Source organism: bacterium, assembly GCA_028821235.1.
GTDB lineage: Bacteria > Actinomycetota > Acidimicrobiia > Spongiisociales > Spongiisociaceae > Spongiisocius.
The window spans coordinates 1-17445 of record JAPPGV010000138.1 but is presented as its reverse complement, the minus strand read 5'-3'; the positions used below and the strand labels follow the sequence as shown (position 1 = coordinate 17445).

Sequence of the window (17445 nt, the reverse complement as noted above, 5' to 3'; positions counted from 1 at the left end):
GAAACCGTAACATGTTTGTCCATTTTCTACGGCTACCCCTACTACCATCACACGGCCGCATGAACCAAGTGTCCAGCACATGGGGGGAACTCCATCTCTACCATTGCCACGGTGGATGAGACAGTACCGACGGCGCAGGCACCTAACGGACCTAGCAGCTCGCGAGTCCTGACGCCGGCGATCGAATCGTGGGGAAGCTCTGACCAGGTGTCGCTCTATCTCGACCGCTGTCAAGTTGACACGCCCCAAACGCTCGTTGATGCGGTCTGGCACCAGGTTGGCCTGCGCAGAGACATCGAATGCCTTGACGTCGTTGACTTCGGTGCCGGTGACGGAAGGTTCGCCTCGACCGGAGCCTATCGCACATACCTGGGATTCGAAGTGGACCGGTCAAAGTATCGAGGCGTGGATCTGCCCGCGAACGCTTCGATCAAGAACGCATGTGCGTTCTCCTCTCGACGACGAGACTTCGGTGCCTGCATCGGCAATCCGCCGTACGTGCGAAACCAGGACCTCCCTCCTGGCTGGCGTCACGCTGCAGCGGAAGTCGTCGAGCAGCGGACCGGAGTGGCCATGTCAGGACTCGCGAACGCATGGCAGTACTTCACTCTTCTCGCCCTGAGTTCGACTGCACCTGATGGCCTTTGCGCGCTAGTGATCCCGTACGAATGGGTGTCGAGGCCGTCATCGGAACCACTCCGCCGGTACATCCTCGAGAACGATTGGGGCGTCAGTGTCTACCACCTGGGTGATGCGGTGTTCGACGGGGTTCAGACCACCGCCTCTCTGACTGTGATCGACAAACGTGAACGGGCACGTGCAAGTTGGCGCTACTTCGCCGACTTCGAGGGATCGTCGACTGAGCGGTCAACCCCGACGGGCTCAGACGCCGGGGTGCTGGCTTACACTTCGGCGCGAGGTCGCTTCCTCGACCAGCCATTCGCCAAGCGCGGCCTGAGTCCTGGCACGCAGAAGGCACTGGTCCTAACGGAGGGCGAGAGGGCCAGACATGGGCTTCGTAGAGGCACCGACGTGGTTCCATGCGTCACCAGCTTGCGGGGCCTCTCGACCGGAACTACGGCGATCTCAAGCTCCGTCTTCAAGCGACACTTCGAACAGGCAGGTCGCCGGTGCTGGCTGCCGCGAACGGACCGCGTCCCAAGCAACCGGCTGAGCGCGTATTTCAACAGCGTCCCCGCTGAGCTGTACCAAACGAAGACGTGCCTCGCTCGCGACGAGTGGTGGCGCTTTGACATGCCCCCCGTCCCTGTTGCGCTGATGGCATCGTCGTTCAAGAAGGACGCTCCTAAGTGCGTCGACAACCTGATCCGGGCAAGAGCTGTCGGCTCCGTCTGCGGGATCTACGACGCCGACGAGCATGACCTAATGGCGTTCCGTTCGTTGCTAAGCGATCCGGACCTGCCCGAGCGGATTGTTCCGCACGCCAACGGGATGAGGAAGCTTGAGATCGGGCAGATCAACACTCTGCTCCTGTCGGCGCGTGAGGTGCGCGGCGGGGTCACATGAGTGCCACGTCCAGAGTGGAGCGCGGTCTGCTCACCTTCAGTGTCGAAGCGCGCCTGCTCCGTGAGTTGGGCGAGCGGCTCGTCCGGTCACCCGAGGTGGCACTCGTCGAACTCGTGAAGAATTCGTACGACGCCGATGCGTCTCGTTGCACCCTTCGTCACGAATCAGGCTCGATTTGGGTTGGGGACAATGGGCGCGGGATGACGCTCCATGAGTTCCGCACGGCATGGATGCGCGTCGGGACCAGCTCAAAGGAAGCGGCCGCTACCTCCCGCCGTTTCAACCGCCAGATTACCGGCGAGAAGGGGATCGGTCGCTTCGCTGTTCGGTTCCTCGGACCATCGCTAGACCTCGAGTCCATCGCGTATGACGAGGAACGTGGCGAGCACACGCGACTGCGAGCCCACTTCGACTGGCCAATGTTCGATCGACACGAAGACATCGGTCAGGTTGAAGTGCCATACGAGCTTGAGGTCTTGGAGGGAGGACACGAGACGGGGACGACTCTCACTATCGGTGATGCTCGCGATCTGACGAAAAAGGAACTGCGCGCAGTCCGCACGGCCTCCGTCGGTCTCCTGTCGCCACTGCGCCCCCTCTTTCGCAATTCGGATCCGAGCGCTTCAGCAGCGACGGCTAGGCGCGTGCCCGACCCGGGGTTCGCGCTCGAGATCCAAGACGAGGACACCACAATCGATGATGTCGCCGCCTCGGTGCTCGAGCACTTCGTGATGCGTGCGGAGCTCAAGGTGACGAGGACTCACGTAGCCCTCAACGTATTCCGGCGAGGCGAGTCCAAGCCCTACCTGAAGATCAAGCACCCACAGCAGTCCGGCCTCGGGTCCGTCTCCGCCGATGTGCGGTTCTTCCCAAAACGCTCTGGAACGTTCCGAGGCACCGACATAAATGGCACGGCCGCGTACAAGTGGATTAAGGACAACGCAGGCGTCGCCGTATTCGATAGAGCGTTCCGAGTTCAACCCTACGGCACAGCCGGTGACGATTGGCTATCTCTCCAAGCCGACGTGGCGCGCCGGAAACGGGATCCGAGGTCGCCGCTCGCGCGCAAGTACTTCCCGATGTCTGAGGCAGAACAAGGCGACACGAAGCTCAACTGGATGCTCCGACTCCCTCAGTCCGCGCAGGTGGTCGGAGTAGTCGAGGTCCGAGCCCGCAGGGGCGGGGGCGCAAGTAGCGAGAGCGACCTGGTGCCGGCGGCTGACCGGGAGGGATTCATTGACAACACCGGTTTCAAACACCTGCGGGACCTCGTCCGCGGAGCACTAGAGGCGATCGCCTACGTCGACCGCGCAACTCAACTCGAAGAGCAAGCGAAGGCCGAAGCGCTGAGCCGCGCTGCGTCGGACGCTGAGACCCAGCGGGCAATCAACGCGATCCAGGCAAATCCCTCGATCTCGGGGCCGCAGAAACGCCAGATCATTGCCGCCCTCGAAACGAGCCAAGGCCTGCTCCAGACGCAGGCAGAAGCGGCTCACGAACGAGAACGACAGCTTGAGGTGATGAGCCTGCTTGGGGTCGTGGCAGGCTTCATGACGCACGAGTTCGGGGTGGCCGTGGCGGTTCTCCAAGCTGCGCAACGCGATCTGGAGAGCGCCAATGACCCGTCGGCGTCGGAACGCGCGGTTCGGCTGGCGGACCGCATCAAGACACTCCAACAGTTCGCGACCTACGCCTCGGGCTACATCCAAGGCAGCAAGACAACACCCGACAGCCCGTACCAGGCCCTACCCCGCCTCCGCCAAATCGCCAAGGTCTTCGGGTCCTACGCAGCCGAGCGCCACATCGCCGTCGAGATCGCTGTCGAAAAGGACGTCGACGCTCCGCTAGTCCCGCCGAGCCTCTACAACGGCATCGCACAGAACCTTCTGTCGAACGCGCTGAAGGCGACAACAGCCAATCCGAGCTCGGATCCGCAGACGATCGCCTTCCGCGCATGGAACGAGCGCTCCTGGCACACCATAGAGGTATCGGACACTGGCGTGGGGATCGACGACGCCTTGCGCGACCGGGTGTTCGATCCGCTGTTCACAACCACGTCCGGCCGCCTCGACCCGCTCGGCTCCGGAATGGGTCTCGGGCTCACGCTTGTGAGGCGCGGCGCTGCCGCCTACGGCGGAAGCGCCAACGTCGTGGACCCGCCCCCCGGGTTCAACACCTGCATTCAAGTACGCATCCCGCTAGCTCCGGAGGGCCCATGAGCGAAATCGTCTTGATCGATGATGACGCAAGACTCCTCGACGGCCTACACGCCGCCGTAGAGGCTCGCTTGCCAGACGTAAGCATCGCGAGGTGGCAGCCCGGCTCGGAAGACGACGTGGCGGTCGTGTTCCGAGAGCGCGTCGACGACGGCGAAACGGTCCTCGTTGCAACAGATCAGGATCTCACGGCAGGTGGCCTCCGTGGCTTCTTCGGCGCCACGATCGTCAGATGGTGCCAACAACTCGCGATACCGGTCGGCGACTTCTCCCGTAGGACGCCACAACTCCTTCCACGAGACGCCGACCTGTTTGAGCTTCGCATCCCGCCCAACGACGAGGACGGCGCCGACTACATCACAGCGACGTACTATGGCTTCACAGAGCTTACGGCCGCGATTGCGGAACTGGAGCTGGACCCTGGCACGACCAGCCTTGCCAGGTACCTCGCGCACGCAGTTCAACGACCCCACCTCGAGTCGGACTTCGCTCTGTATATGGCTCGCCTTGGGAACGGCGGAACGGCCGTAGCCAAGCGAATCATCGGCAGCCAATCCACCACGTCCACAGGTGAGCGGTCGCCGGAGGCCGCTATCAGCTACACGCTCGGCCACTACCTCGCAAACGTGATCACAAGATTCGCGGGTCCGCTCCTCGGGATAGACGCGCTGTGCGCGTATGTAGGGGCCGGCGTCGACGAAGGAGCAGAGTTGACGGAGATGTTCAATGCGGCGCTCTATGGGGGCCCGTTCTCACGACTGGGCCAGCTGTTCTGGAGAGAATCCGTCGACGCCGTCCTAGAGGACCTCTTCGGTTCGGTGACTGACTCCGCGGACGACATCGGCGCCTTTCACCGAGCGGCCATCGAAACGGCGCTCGGCCGCCCCCTGACCCGGCACGAGTGTGCTCGCGACGGCTGTGCGGGGACGAGAGGAGGGTTCCACTGTCCCTTCACGAATCGCCCGGTATGCGTCCGCAGCGACTGTTCAGTCGCCGGAAGTGGCTGGATCCCGAGCGGTGCCACCTCAAGTCGCGTTGAGCGCGAATACCACGACGAGTGGGCACCGCTCCTCGGCCAATGAGCCCAGTAAACTCGCCCGCCCGCCGAGCCAGAACGGTGGAGAAACTGCTGAACACGAATTGGAACTGGATCCGGGGAATCGTCACGCGAATGAATCCGTCCGTATCTGTCGCGCCAACGTCGGGCAACGAGATCTTCAGAGTCACAACCAATGAGCACATCTGCGTGAAGGTGAACCCAATCAGGTTCTACTTGCCTGAGCGGGCGAAGCGGGACGCCCCAAACCTGCATGTCGTCATCGATGGGTGGATCGAGTTCGACGGCACCGTAGACGTGCTCAGAACCACGCAATTCAGCACAAGGGTCGCTTACGTCCGAGCAAAGCAGTCACATTTCGAGCACGTCTACGGTGCTCACTACGACCAGTCCAAGGATGACCTAGGACACCCTGTCTTCCATGCTCAAATCAGCTCGATGAAGGACCTCACAACAGGAATCCCTGGCTGCGAGCGCGACGCGCTCGACGACAAGGTCGCGCCTATTCTGTCCAACGTCCGAACACCAACACCTCAGATGGATGTCTTCTCGGCCGTCGAACAAGTCTGCGCCGACCACCTGCTCTGGGAGGGATCGCAGAAGGACGTGCGCCGCGCATTCAAGGACCTGCGGAAGCGCTGCGCATTCTTCACGGGCTCAGGGCACCTGATGAACCGATTCCCCCCGGCTATGGCTGACTGTTGCCGGTCGACCCATTGGTACTGCCGCGGGTGTGACGACGAGCATCGTTGATGGGCGGGTTGCAGAGTCCTCGGCAGCCCTACGATTCTCAATACCGGTCGCCCATCCGCTAACGCTCTTAGTCCGATACTTGGCGCCGTCACCGACCTGGTCGAGTATCTCGGCGGCGCCCAGGGTCCCGATCCCATAGATGTCGGTGAGGGTCGGGACCAGGTCGGTGACCATCGTGGCGATCTGGCTGTCGATTTCTTTGATCTGGGTGATCAGCGCCCGCAGGGTGCGTATCCGCCCGGCAAAGCCCGCGTCCGGACGCTGGTGGCGAAACGCTCCAAAGCGGACAGCCAACGAACTCACCGACCAGGTCTGGGCAGCTCTCGCCGCCCAGACCGTCACGGTGGTTGCCGAAGCAAGGCGGCGGGCCCGGATCCGCAGCAAGGGCGGCAACGTCGACATGGTGGTGTGGGCGGCGCCCACCGCCCGGCTCTTGGGCCGCTACCTCACCAACCGCACCACCGGCCCCGTCTTCCTCACCCGGTGGCGGACCCGCATCGCACCGGCCCGCCGTGACCTGTACGAGCCGACCGGCCAAGCCCGGCTCAGCTACCGAACAGCCGCCGCTGGGTTCAAGAGATACTCCGGGGGGTGGACCCTCCACCAGCTCCGCCACTCGTCGTTGACGCATCTGGCTGAGGCTGGGGTGTCGGCGTCGAACACGCCCGACGCTTCGACAGCTTCGACGACAGCATCAGCTCGGCGCCGCCGGAAGAGGCCAAGGCGTAGCTGCGCACCAACTTCGGGGTGGCTGTAATGGAGCTGTGATTCGGGATCCGCCCCGAGTAGTTCAACGGTCCGACCCGAAACGGCCGACAGATGCCCAACGGTGAGAGGCCCGTCTTCGGGTTCGACACAAACCGGGTGCCGAGCGTCGTCGGAACGCGCGAACCCCACCAACACGACACAGAGCTCCCGGCGGGTCGGCGGTGTCAGAAAACCAGTTCCCATTGGCGTTCGATAACTACTACCGGCACCACCAGATTCCAGCCCTCGACGAACCAGGGCCGGGGGACCGGCGCCGGATCGAGGTGGAACGGCCCCGACTGGCGCTCCGGGAGTGCCGGGCGGAACTGGTCCAAGTCACTAGCAGAGATTCCCCACAACCCTCGGTGCTGGTCCAAGAAGAACCCCACCTTCGCTCGCAAAGCCGGCCCACCGTCCCGCAGCTGACAGTAAGCAGCCACCGCCTCGACATCGATCTGGTCCGCCCGGGTCACCGACAGGTAGATCTCATCCCAACTCCCCCCATAATCGGGATCCGCCAACACATCCACCAAGGTGCGTTCCATCGTCGTTACCCGCACGGTGCCGTCCGCGTAGGTTCGGGTCACCACCCCGAAATGCTGATCCCCCGAATCGATAAGCCGTTGCGGGAAACGAACACCCCGATAACACACGGCCCGGAAACCCAACGGCGGGGCCGGTTCGGTAGCCGAGTACACAGCGTCGAACCACAACGAATACGACACACCCCAAAAATCAAGCGCCGTGTGGTGTGACACCACGGCGTCTAGGGCCATCTTGGTCGAAACCAGGGCCGGCATCGGCTGGAACCGCACCGGGTCGATACCGTCGGCCACCACCGCGAACAACCCGGGCCGCACCACCACCACCCGCCCCGCACGCACCCACCCCTCCTCGAGGCGGCGGGCGGCGTGGAACGGGTCGGACTCACCATGATCCGCCAGGAACTCAGCGAGTTCTGAACCGGTAAACACCGGCTCGACCGATAGGAACTTTTCGTGGTCCACCCCACCACCTCCACTACAGCCAACCATAACCGCAGCACCCCTATTCCACTCCCCCACCTTGACCAGCCAGCAGGCGTGGGTCTGGTTCCCCATCCACCTCTCCCTTCTTCCGCGCATTGCCCGCCGTCCTGTACCAGCCCGCCGTGTCGTCCCCCACCCGAATGGGACCGTCACCGGGGCGTGTTGTCGTCACCGAACATACCCAACACGACCCCCCAGCCCGGTCGCGGATCCACCCCCCTGCGGTCGCGCTCAACCGCGACCGGTCGCGCATCCGGTCGCGCATCCCTCCGACCTGGGGTTTTGCTGGCGATTCGATGGGGCAGACGCCCTGGGCAGCCACAGTGGGGATTCGGCAGCAAGCCGGGAGCGGCGGGCCCGTTGTTGGGGGGGGGTATCTGTCCAGGCCACAGGCCATCCCGGGGGGCACAAGTCGCAGCAGGGCTCGGGGCAACACCGCGGCCGTCCGGCCAAGCAGTATGGCCGAGGTGGGTCCACCGCCGGGCGGTGGAGAGGCTGGCTACGGCAGCGCCCAAGAGCACCGACACCAGGGGTTTCTCCGGCAAACCCCCCGAGAAGGTCGAGGCAGCAGTGCGAGAAGGGGAGGACACCGAAGAGGGTGTGCGTGTGGATGGCTGGCGGGGAGGATCTGAAGGGATCGGCGGATGGACAGGACCCTGGGGGAACGGGCAACGGGGACGGGGACGTATGTCCCTGGGGTTGGGGGACATATGTCCCGCGAGGGGCGTCAACTGTGGTTGAAAGGCGTAGCCAAGTTTTCATTAAAATGAGGACATATGTCCGCATTGGTAGGGGACATATGTCCCAGGGCAGGATCATTGAGGGGCGGATGAGCCAGAGGGCGGATGTGTTCTGGAGCCGAGCTCGGGAGGATGCCGGAACCCAGTGGGGCCCGGGCGCGGGAGTCATTCCGCCAGGCAGTTGTGGCTCTCTACCGGTCGACAGGATTGGCCGAGCCGAGATAGCCAGACCGGGAGGCCGTTGCCAGGTTGTCGATATCCAACCTGCTCTACAAGTAGCCGGGAGTAACCCCTGGTAGCCGCCCCATTCACCGTAACTCTCCTCGTCCTCTGCCTGCCGCCCGCTCGTCACCCTTCAGCCCGCCGATGCGCCATGCGGAAGCGGCTATCGGGGACCAGACAGACGGCCGCCGATGCGAGGGCACCGGCGGCGGGGAGGTTTGGGGTTCAGCCGGGCTTGTCCTTGTGCGCCGAGAGTTCCACCGGAGAGTCGCGAAGGCCCTGGTCAGAGGGATACGCGACCGGATGCGCGACCGTTGGGGGTGGATACGCGACCGCGATGCGGTGGATCCGCGACCGGGCTGCTCTTGCAGGGCCGACACCACCGTCTCAGCGGGGATCAGTAGCACGCAAGCCGCCGATCTGCCGGATACTGCCTGTTTCTGAGGACACGGATCGGGCATTTGAGCCGGGGGCGTGGGCCGGCAGGCGTCTCTCGTCAGCACCGAGCCACCGAACCCTCCCGCAGGCGCTACGCACACGGCGTCATACGGTGTGATGCTGCCTCGTATTTGGTAGGCCTATGTCATGAAAGGGAGTGGTGCCTTCGGGGAACTGCTGGCGGGACTTCGCCCGAATCGAATCCGCCGCTCGCATTGTGCAGTGCGAACACCAACCCCCTCAACGGACTCGACCGAATCACCCGCCACGAAGGACTAGCCAACCGACAGGACTACCACGTGCTATGCCTACTACGCATCAGCCCCACACCCGCCGGCCAACAGTCACTGACCTCGCCGACCAACTCGACACCACCACCGCCACAACCGTCAACCGAATAGACCGCCTCGCCTACCTCGGGCTCGTCTAACGCGAACGGCACCCACGAGACCGACGGTCGGACATCTCGTCCTGACCGCCGCAGGAACCCAATGCGTACACCGCATCTGAGAGGCCGGAGAATTCGCCGCCCGGGTGTCGGGGTGCCGCAGGACTGTCACACCCACCCCCTATCCTCAGGCTGAGATCACGCAGGCTGGAGGAGGTTGTCTTGCCCCGTCTCGGCTTCAAGGGGAGGGTGTTCGTGGAGAACCATCACCTGGCCGTGCCCTTCCACGAGTTGCTGCCGGTTCGTGAGAAGGGGACGAGCGAGAAGGCGAGCCTGCGCGACAACCTGATCGTCCACGGCGACAACCTGACCGCTCTCAAGGCCCTGTTGCCCACCTACCACGGCAAGGTGAAGTGCATCTACATCGACCCGCCCTACAACACGGGCAACGAGGGCTGGGCGTACAACGACAACGTCAACTCGCCCATCATGCGTGATTGGCTGGGCAAGGTGGTCGACCGCGACGACCTGACCCGCCATGACAAGTGGTGCTGCATGATGATGCCGCGCCTGCGACTCCTCCGGGAACTGCTCCGGGAGGACGGTGCGATCTTCGTGTCCATCGACGACAACGAGGTCCATCATCTGCGTTGTCTGATGGACGAGGTGTTCGGGGAGGAGAACTTTGTCGCAACGATCATCTGGGAAAAGGTGTACGCCCCCAAGAGCAGTGCTAAGTACTTCTCCGAGAATCATGACTTTGTAGTGGTCTATGCGAATCGTAAGGAGCTATTCAATCGGCGATTGCTTCCGCGGACTCCTGAAGCGGATGCGCGCTACAGCAATCGAGATGATGATCCTAGAGGCCCTTGGAAGGCCAGCGACCTTTCGGCTCGCAATCCATATAGCAAAGGGGTCTACTCAATACAGTGCCCTGGCGGGCGGGTCATACCTGGACCCCCTGCGGGAGCGTACTGGCGGTACTCGTCAGAGAGGCTCCGAGAATTGGACAACGACAACCGGATATGGTGGGGTACGGACGGAAACCAAACACCTGCGATTAAGCGCTTCCTTTCCGAGGTCCAGCCAGGCTTGGTCCCAGAGACGATCTGGCCTTACAAGGAAGTGAACCACACACAAGGCGCGAGAAAAACGCTGCTGCAACTCTTCGCTGAAGACGCTCCCCGCTTCACCACGAAGCCTTTCGAGCTCATCCAACGGATCATCCTCTTGTCCACCGATCCCGATTCCATCGTGCTCGACTCCTTCGCGGGCTCCGGCACCACGGCCCACGCCGTTCTCGCGCAGAACAAGGAAGACGGCGGCAACCGGCGTTTCATCCTCGTCGAGTGCGAGGAGTACGCAGACACCGTGACGGCCGAGCGGGTCCGGCGCGTCATTAAGGGTGTACCCAGCGCCCGGGACGATGCCTTGAAGGCTGGGCTGGGCGGTACCTTCAGCTACTTTGAGCTTGGGCGCCCGATGGGGCAGGAGTCGCTCCTCGACGGTTCCCACCTGCCGTCCTGGGAGAAGCTGGCCGGCTACGTCTTCTTCACCGCAACGGGCCAGGAGTTCGACCCGGCCGACATAGATCGGGACACCGGGTTCATCGGGCGCACCGCCGACCACGATGTCTTCCTCATCTACGAGCCCGACATCGAGAAGCTCAAGAGCCTGACGCTGTCATTGTCTGTGGCCCGCGCCCTGCCCGAAGGATCAAGGCGGAGGCTCGTGTTCGCGCCGACTAAGTACCTCGATCGCGAGTACCTCCACAAGTACCGGATAGACTTCCAGCAACTTCCCTTCCAGATCTACCAGGCGATCGAAGGGCTGGATCGGTGATCCTCAAGGACTACCAGCAGCGAGCTTTGGAGACGGTCCGGAGCTTTCTGGAGGACCTCGCCGTGTGGAGGGACAAGGATGCGGCAGCCAGAGCCCAGGACCCCGACTGGAGCTTTGACTGGGTGGAGCGGGCGTGGAACAAGACCGCGGTAGGGCGACCTTACTGTGCCCGCCGCAATGGGCTCGGTGAACAACTGCCTACCTTCTGCCTGAAAATCCCCACCGGGGGTGGCAAGACGCTGCTCGCCACGCGGGTGATCGACCTGGCGAACAGGCACATCCGGCGCAGTCGGCGCGGCCTGGTGCTGTGGATCGTCCCGTCGACGCAGATCTACAACCAGACGCTGAACGCGCTCAAGGACCGCGACCACCCCTACCGCCAGCAACTCGACCTGTCGTCGGGTCAACGCACGCTCATCCTCGAGAAGACCGCCGCGTTCGGCCCACGGGATGTTGCCGAGAATCTGTGCGTGCTCCTGCTCATGCTGCCGTCCGCCAACCGGCAGACGAAGGAGACGCTGCGGATGTTCCATGACAGCGGAGGCTTCGACCGGTTCTTCCCGGCGGACGACGACCCCCAGGCTCACGCCGGACTCCTTGACGACTTCCCCAACCTGGACACATTCGATCAGACACCCGGGCTCTGGGGCCGGTACGTCAAGACATCTCTCGGGAACACGGTGCGCGTGCTCAGACCACTGATCATCCTCGATGAGGGACACAGGGCCTACAGCGCCGGCGCCAAGGCGACGCTGGAAGGCTTCAACCCCTGCATGATCGTCGAACTGTCAGCCACGCCCGCACCGACCGCCAACGTGCTCGTGGAGATTCTCGGACGGGAACTCAACGCTGAGGGCATGATCAAGCTCGACCTGCACATCCGCAACAAGGCGAGCAACGATTGGCGCAGCAGCCTCCTCGAGGCGGTTCAGCACCGCGAACGCCTCGAGGCCGAGGCACGGCATCATGAAGCCGACTCCGGAACCTACATCCGGCCTATCTGTGTGATCCAGGTGGAGAGAACCGGCCGCCAACAGCGCAAGCCCGAGTATGTCCACACCGAAGACGTGCGCGAGTACCTGATGCGCCACCGGGGAATCGCCCCCGAGCACATTGCCGTCAAGACCAGCTCCAAGGACGAACTCAAGGAGGTGGACGACGTCGGCGGTCTGATGTCACGCGACTGTCAAATCCGCTTCATCATCACCAAGCAGGCGTTGCAGGAAGGCTGGGACTGTCCGTTCGCCTACGTCCTCGCCATCCTCACCAACCCGTCTTCGAGAACCGGGATTACGCAGTTGGTGGGCCGCATCCTGCGGCAGCCCTACGCCACCAAGACGGGAGTCCCCCTACTCGACGAGAGCTACGTGTTCTGTTTCAGCCGCCGCGGTGCAGAGCTCTTGGCAGAGGTCAGAAAGGGATTCGGTATCGAAGGCTTGCAGGGTCTCGAAGGCCGGATCGTCGAGGACGGCCGGCGCCACGATGACGCGAACATGACCATCCTCACCCGTCGGCGAGCGGAGTTCGAGAGAGCGGCGCGCGACCTCGTCATGCCGGCCTTCATGATCGAAGACACAACGGACGGCTGGCGTCTGGTCCACCACGAGACGGACATACTGTCGCGGCTTCCCTGGGACCAAATCGACCTCTCGCCGATGACCGACCTGACGCTAGACGCGGGTTCGATGGGGGACCAAGACCTGCGGACAGGTCTTGATGGCGACGACCCGTCGTGGACGGTCGGCTACCGAGCCTCTGATGCCGCCGGTGGAGCGGATGGAGAGCTGGTCGACTACTTCTTCGCGGCCAGCCACCTTCTGGACATCGTACCCAACCCGTGGCGGGGACGGGAGTTGGCGATCCAAGCGTTCGAGGGCCTGCTCCGGAGATACCCGGCCGAGCGGGTCAAGGCGAACTATGCCTTGGTGCTCGAAGTACTGCGCCGACACCTTGAGCGTGAGCGCGACCGCTTGTCACGGGACGTCTTCGCCGACTTGCTCAGATCGGGCGAGATGCGCTTCCTGGTGGTCGCGGAGGATCTTGACTTCAATCGCCTGCCTGCTGAGATCGAGGCGCCGAAGGCGAGGAGGGCCAATCGGGAAGACGGCGCCCCCTTTCAGCGCAACCTGTTCGACATCACCACAGAGGACGAGCTGAACGGATTCGAGAACAAGGTCGCGACCTACTTGGATCAGCAGGCACGCCTGTTCTTCTGGTATCGCAACCGCGCCCGCAAGGACTACTACGTGCAAGGCTGGAAGCCGCGCCGGATCTATGCCGACTTCATCGTGACGCTGCGAGGCGAGGATGCCGCACCGGAGGACGGGTTCAACGAGGTGTTCGTGGTCGAGACGAAGGGCGTTCACCTGAAGGCGGCGGAGGACACCGATTACAAGCGATCGGTCTTCGACATCTGCAGCGAGCATGCCCGCAAGGCAGACTGGGCCGAGTTCGTACCCGCGATGACTACCAAGGCGATGCGCTTCGAGGTGGTGGATGAGGAGGAGTGGCAGGCCCGGTTGAACCAGATGCTGTTCGCCGAGGCGAAGCTGCAATAGGGGCTGACGCGGCCGGGTCGCCAGCGGCGTTCTGAGCTGAGTCGGACGGGGAGTGTTGGCACGCTGGTTCGACAGATCATCCCTCGGGTGGTTCACCAGTGGTGCCGCCGTTCCGTATCCTAAACCCTGTGCTTACATGGAGGTCATTCGTTACTAGGCGTGAGAACAAGCGGAAGCAGGGCCTTCCCGTGACCGAACCGATCACTGTCACAGCCGAACAGGTGCTGAAAGCTGCGCTCGCCGCGCCACCGGAGAAGAGACGGCGTTTCCAGTAACCCTACGGGCGGCGCTCAGGTGAAACCACCACGAAGGACAGGAGCGAGCGTTATCCCAGGTAGATAGGGTTTCAGATTGGTACCCGAGAGGGTTTCGAGGAAGCCTGATCCGCCGATTCGCTGCGGCTCCGGATACAACCGACTTAAGGCAATTCCATCAAGCCGTTGCCGTTATCGAGCAGTCCGCGGCGACTCTCCAATCCCTTTGAGCGACAGTGCCGCCGGAGTTGTCTTACACGTAGTTCTCAAGCGGTCCTCCGGCATGGGCCATGGCACCAGAGGTCGCCGACGGTTCGTGGATGTTGGGACCGGACCGACAGTGCTGGCCGACTCTGCGGCTCCACAATCCCGACCAGCGCTATCGAGCCGTGAACGTGGGTTCCGGCGCTTGGGGCTGAAGTTACGGAGATGCTGGGGTTAGCTTGACTACTGTAAGAAACCGCTATATGTTCCTTTCTTCGCAATCAGAAGACAAAGACCAAAGTAGTCCGACCACTGGAGGGAACTCGGCGTCGCGGCCCCAGCGTCTGGTACGACGAACCTGTGCTAAGGGCAGCGGACAGCTTCTACCAACAGATCCACCATGGTCACGCTCCTTCCTGATACGGGATCGTGATCCTGGCGCACGAGGTTTGGGCAGCAATCCCGGTTTGACTGGCCAGGGCTTCTGTTAGGACTTACCACATGGAGACGGCTACGCCGCCGGTGCCGAGAACTGCTCCTAATGCGATCCAGGTGACACCGGTTCCCAGATGGGTTAGTAGGGCGGCGTTGGTGTTGTCGCCCGTGGCGACGTTCTCGGCGTAGTCGTGGGCAAGATAGGTAAGCAAGCCACCAGGTTCGTGTGTGAGTTGGAGGGTATCGGTTCGCCTGTATCTTGCTCGGCATCCGATGAGCGCGCCCATAACGAGAGTTCCCCAGACGGCGAGGAGAGCACCCGATACAAGCAGGGCCCGAGCGATCACTTGTGCGCATGGTCCGGTCTTGTCGAGGCCGTCAAGCGCTGTGAGAAAGAACACAGATGCTGCAATCCCGACAGGTAGGAGGGCGCTGGCTCTGCTGGTTACGTACTGACGTTGCGCGAGTTGGGCGTCGAGTTGTCGACGGCCTTCCTCGATTGCTAGGGCCTTGTCCTGTTGGTCCCAGGTTCGAATCCCTTCGCCAACGACGCCACGATGGACCTTCCTGTCTCTGTATAGTTTGATGCGGTAGCGGGAGAGCACGGCGAGGACGAAGAGTGCGTGGTTAGACCGCCACTGGTTGGTGGTCTCCGCTGGCTGTGCCGGGGCTTCGGACTGGTGAGAGTGGTCGGGTGCAGGATCTTTGGTCATGGTTGGTAGCTGAGGAAGTTGACGATTTGTTGGGTTATGGGCTCGGCTACGTCGGCGGGTAGGAACATCCACTGACCGGCAGGGTTCAGGTCGATAAACACCGGGGGGCCCGCCACCGGGACTAGCCAGTCCTGGCTTGAGAAACCGACGCCGAGTTCGGCGGCGAGGCTTACAGCCTGGGCCTCGACCTCCGGTGAGTGATGCCTGCGCCAAGAGCGATGGGCGTCGTCGGCCATGCGCCAATCGAGAGGCCAGTCGTCCGCATCGAGGGCTGCGGTTCTCACCACTGTCCCCGCTGTCACTACGCGAAGGTGGCTATGGGCGTCGATCCGGGCCTGGGCGACAAATGGAGCGGCTCCGAAGTCGCCTGATTCCAACAGTTCCGTGGTCAGAGGAGTTGTGTACACCGCCTGGGGTTGTCCTTCCGCGTTGACGAACGCACCACTTCCAAGGGCTTTGATCACGGTGTCTGACCCGAGGGTCCGCCTGATCTCGGCCGGGTCCGATGAGACGATTGTCGGAGGAATCGCTACTCCTAGCTTGGATGCTATGGCAAGCTGATGGATACGGTCCTCAGCTCGCTGCAGCACGTCGAGGGGAGTGATCCACTCGCGGTGGCCGTAGCGGGCGATCGACGCGATAAGACGGACTCGGGCGCGGAAGGAGACATCCGGAACAGACCCAACCCGATCACCGGTAGTCCACCGTCTCGGTGCCACCCTCCGGAGCCAGGCTCGCCCCTTATCGGCAATCGATACCCCACCGACAACAAGCCCTCTCGGTGAGAAGGAGTAGCCGACATTTGCGAGAGTGTCGGCATCGAAGACAACAGGTTCGACGTGACGCGCTCGTAATCTCTGGGCAACGGCTTGAAGGTGAGTGTCTGCCTCACTGCCAACCAGCAAAGGGCAGGGGGCCCTCACATCAACGATGCTAGAGCATCGTCGTCGTAGGTCTCGAAGTCTGCCCGCGTGAAGCTCGTGCCGTACTCCTCGATCCCCGGCAGCAAGCCAGCGTCATCGTACGTTTCAGGGCTATCGGTGTAGTAGGTACCTTGATCCGAAACTAGTCCTGGGACCGCACGGCCGAGTAATTCAAACAAACTGGTCCTTCCCAACGTCATGTCCTCCTGTTGAACTTCTACCGCGCAGGCTGGCTTCATTCGATGCCGAGTGCCGCAATCTGTCAGCAGGGCCAACCCTGGCCCTGACGCCAAGCGGGGTCGGTGGGCCGTCTAGCAGCAATCCATCTGATCGGGAAGCGAGATGCCCGGCGAAGTGTGAACCGAGCGCATGGTACAGCGAACGGACCAGCAGCCCCCGCAACGGCCCGGCGCGCAGCACTCCAGACCCTCACCAGGCGGAGAGACTGCGACCCACCGCGACGCCCCAGCCAACCGCTCAACGTCAACCCCCGTACTTCGGTGCAATCGCCGGAAGATGAGTGTATCCGGCTAACTGCCGATCGATAGCTGACACCTTTGGCATCAGGTCAAGGGCAGTAGGGGTTCATTTGGGGTCGGCGGTCGAGCCGGACTTCATTATCGTTATGCCAACGTGCTCCATCAGCAGCAGGCTATCATCGTCGTAAGTTTCGTCGGTAAGGGTGATGTGGGTCCCTCGATCAGAGTTCGCAGCGGCCACGGGACGGCCGAGCAACTCAAACAGGCTCATTTTCCGCATGGCACACACTCCGGCTAGGGCACACCCTACAGGGCTGCCTCGCCAACGATACCAAGACCAAACCCGTGAGCCACAGCGCTGCCAGCCAGGAGGCACCTGCCGATCGATTCCCTTAACGCTTGAGTCTCCCCAGCAAGACACCAAAGTACAGTGAAAGTGATAACCACTTGATATAAATGGCCGTTTACCTGGTTGTATGCACAACTCTGGGCGGAGAGGGAGGGATTTGAACCCTCGAGGGGGGTTTACCCCCTACTCGCTTAGCAGGCGAGCGCCTTCGACCGCTCGGCCACCTCTCCGTGCTACCCGGTCCCCTCGCGATCGGGGGATCCTGAGTCAGCCTGACCGCCCATGATACCTGCGGCTCGAGCCTGACGGCCTTGGCGGTCGGGCGGCTTCCGGTACAGGATCAACCGCGACTATCGTTAGAGGGCAGCAACCGGTGTCGTCTTCCACCGCGACGCCGAGTTTCCGGCATACAACCCGTGCGGCCGTAGCTCAAATGGACAGAGCGTCTGACTACGGATCAGAAGGTTGGGGGTTCGAGTCCTCCCGGCCGCGCCACCGGGAAGAGTTCCCTCCGCCTCCTCGTTGACGCTAGCGGGGAGATCGCATATACTGACGACCGTGCACGAGCACGT

The 17445-nt window shown here is 62.7% G+C and carries 10 protein-coding genes and 2 tRNA genes; 8 read left to right on the top strand and 4 right to left on the bottom strand.

Going from position 1 to position 17445, the window contains the following annotated elements:
- Positions 1–111: 111 nt before the first annotated feature.
- From OXK16_14180 to OXK16_14160, 5 genes are all read left to right on the top strand, one after another.
- On the top strand, positions 112–1527 hold the full coding sequence (locus OXK16_14180; protein ID MDE0377091.1) for an Eco57I restriction-modification methylase domain-containing protein: 1416 nt from the start codon (positions 112–114) through the stop codon (positions 1525–1527).
- On the top strand, positions 1524–3746 hold the full coding sequence (locus OXK16_14175; protein MDE0377090.1) for a sensor histidine kinase: 2223 nt from the start codon (positions 1524–1526) through the stop codon (positions 3744–3746). The genes OXK16_14180 and OXK16_14175 overlap by 4 nt, the downstream gene beginning before the upstream one ends.
- A complete protein-coding gene (locus OXK16_14170; protein ID MDE0377089.1) occupies positions 3743–4825 on the top strand; it encodes a hypothetical protein in 1083 nt (360 codons plus the stop codon). The genes OXK16_14175 and OXK16_14170 overlap by 4 nt, the downstream gene beginning before the upstream one ends.
- Positions 4826–4860: 35 nt before the next feature.
- Positions 4861–5553 (top strand): hypothetical protein, encoded by a 693-nt coding sequence (locus OXK16_14165; protein ID MDE0377088.1) that lies wholly within the window; start codon positions 4861–4863, stop codon positions 5551–5553.
- Between the two features lie 139 nt (positions 5554–5692).
- Positions 5693–6310, top strand: a complete 618-nt coding sequence (locus OXK16_14160; protein MDE0377087.1) for a hypothetical protein — start codon at positions 5693–5695, stop codon at positions 6308–6310.
- 175 nt (positions 6311–6485) lie between these two features.
- Here the strand turns inward: OXK16_14160 and OXK16_14155 are convergent, their stop codons facing one another.
- Positions 6486–7400 (bottom strand): transcriptional regulator, encoded by a 915-nt coding sequence (locus OXK16_14155; protein MDE0377086.1) that lies wholly within the window; start codon positions 7398–7400, stop codon positions 6486–6488.
- Between the two features lie 1938 nt (positions 7401–9338).
- Between OXK16_14155 and OXK16_14150 the strand changes: the two genes are divergently transcribed.
- Positions 9339–10958 (top strand): site-specific DNA-methyltransferase, encoded by a 1620-nt coding sequence (locus OXK16_14150; protein ID MDE0377085.1) that lies wholly within the window; start codon positions 9339–9341, stop codon positions 10956–10958.
- On the top strand, positions 10955–13516 hold the full coding sequence (locus tag OXK16_14145; protein ID MDE0377084.1) for a DEAD/DEAH box helicase family protein: 2562 nt from the start codon (positions 10955–10957) through the stop codon (positions 13514–13516). Before OXK16_14150 ends, OXK16_14145 begins: the two co-directional genes overlap by 4 nt.
- 952 nt (positions 13517–14468) lie before the next feature.
- Here OXK16_14145 and OXK16_14140 read toward each other — a convergent pair.
- The 3 genes from OXK16_14140 to OXK16_14130 form a co-directional block, all read right to left on the bottom strand.
- Positions 14469–15122 (bottom strand): hypothetical protein, encoded by a 654-nt coding sequence (locus tag OXK16_14140; protein MDE0377083.1) that lies wholly within the window; start codon positions 15120–15122, stop codon positions 14469–14471.
- Complete coding sequence (locus OXK16_14135) at positions 15119–15841, bottom strand: hypothetical protein (GenBank protein MDE0377082.1); 723 nt, start codon at positions 15839–15841, stop codon at positions 15119–15121. Before OXK16_14135 ends, OXK16_14140 begins: the two co-directional genes overlap by 4 nt.
- 1174 nt (positions 15842–17015) lie before the next feature.
- Positions 17016–17103 (bottom strand) — tRNA-Ser (locus OXK16_14130).
- A 188-nt stretch (positions 17104–17291) separates the two neighbouring features.
- Between OXK16_14130 and OXK16_14125 the strand changes: the two genes are divergently transcribed.
- Positions 17292–17368 (top strand) — tRNA-Arg (locus OXK16_14125).
- Positions 17369–17445 lie beyond the last annotated feature (77 nt).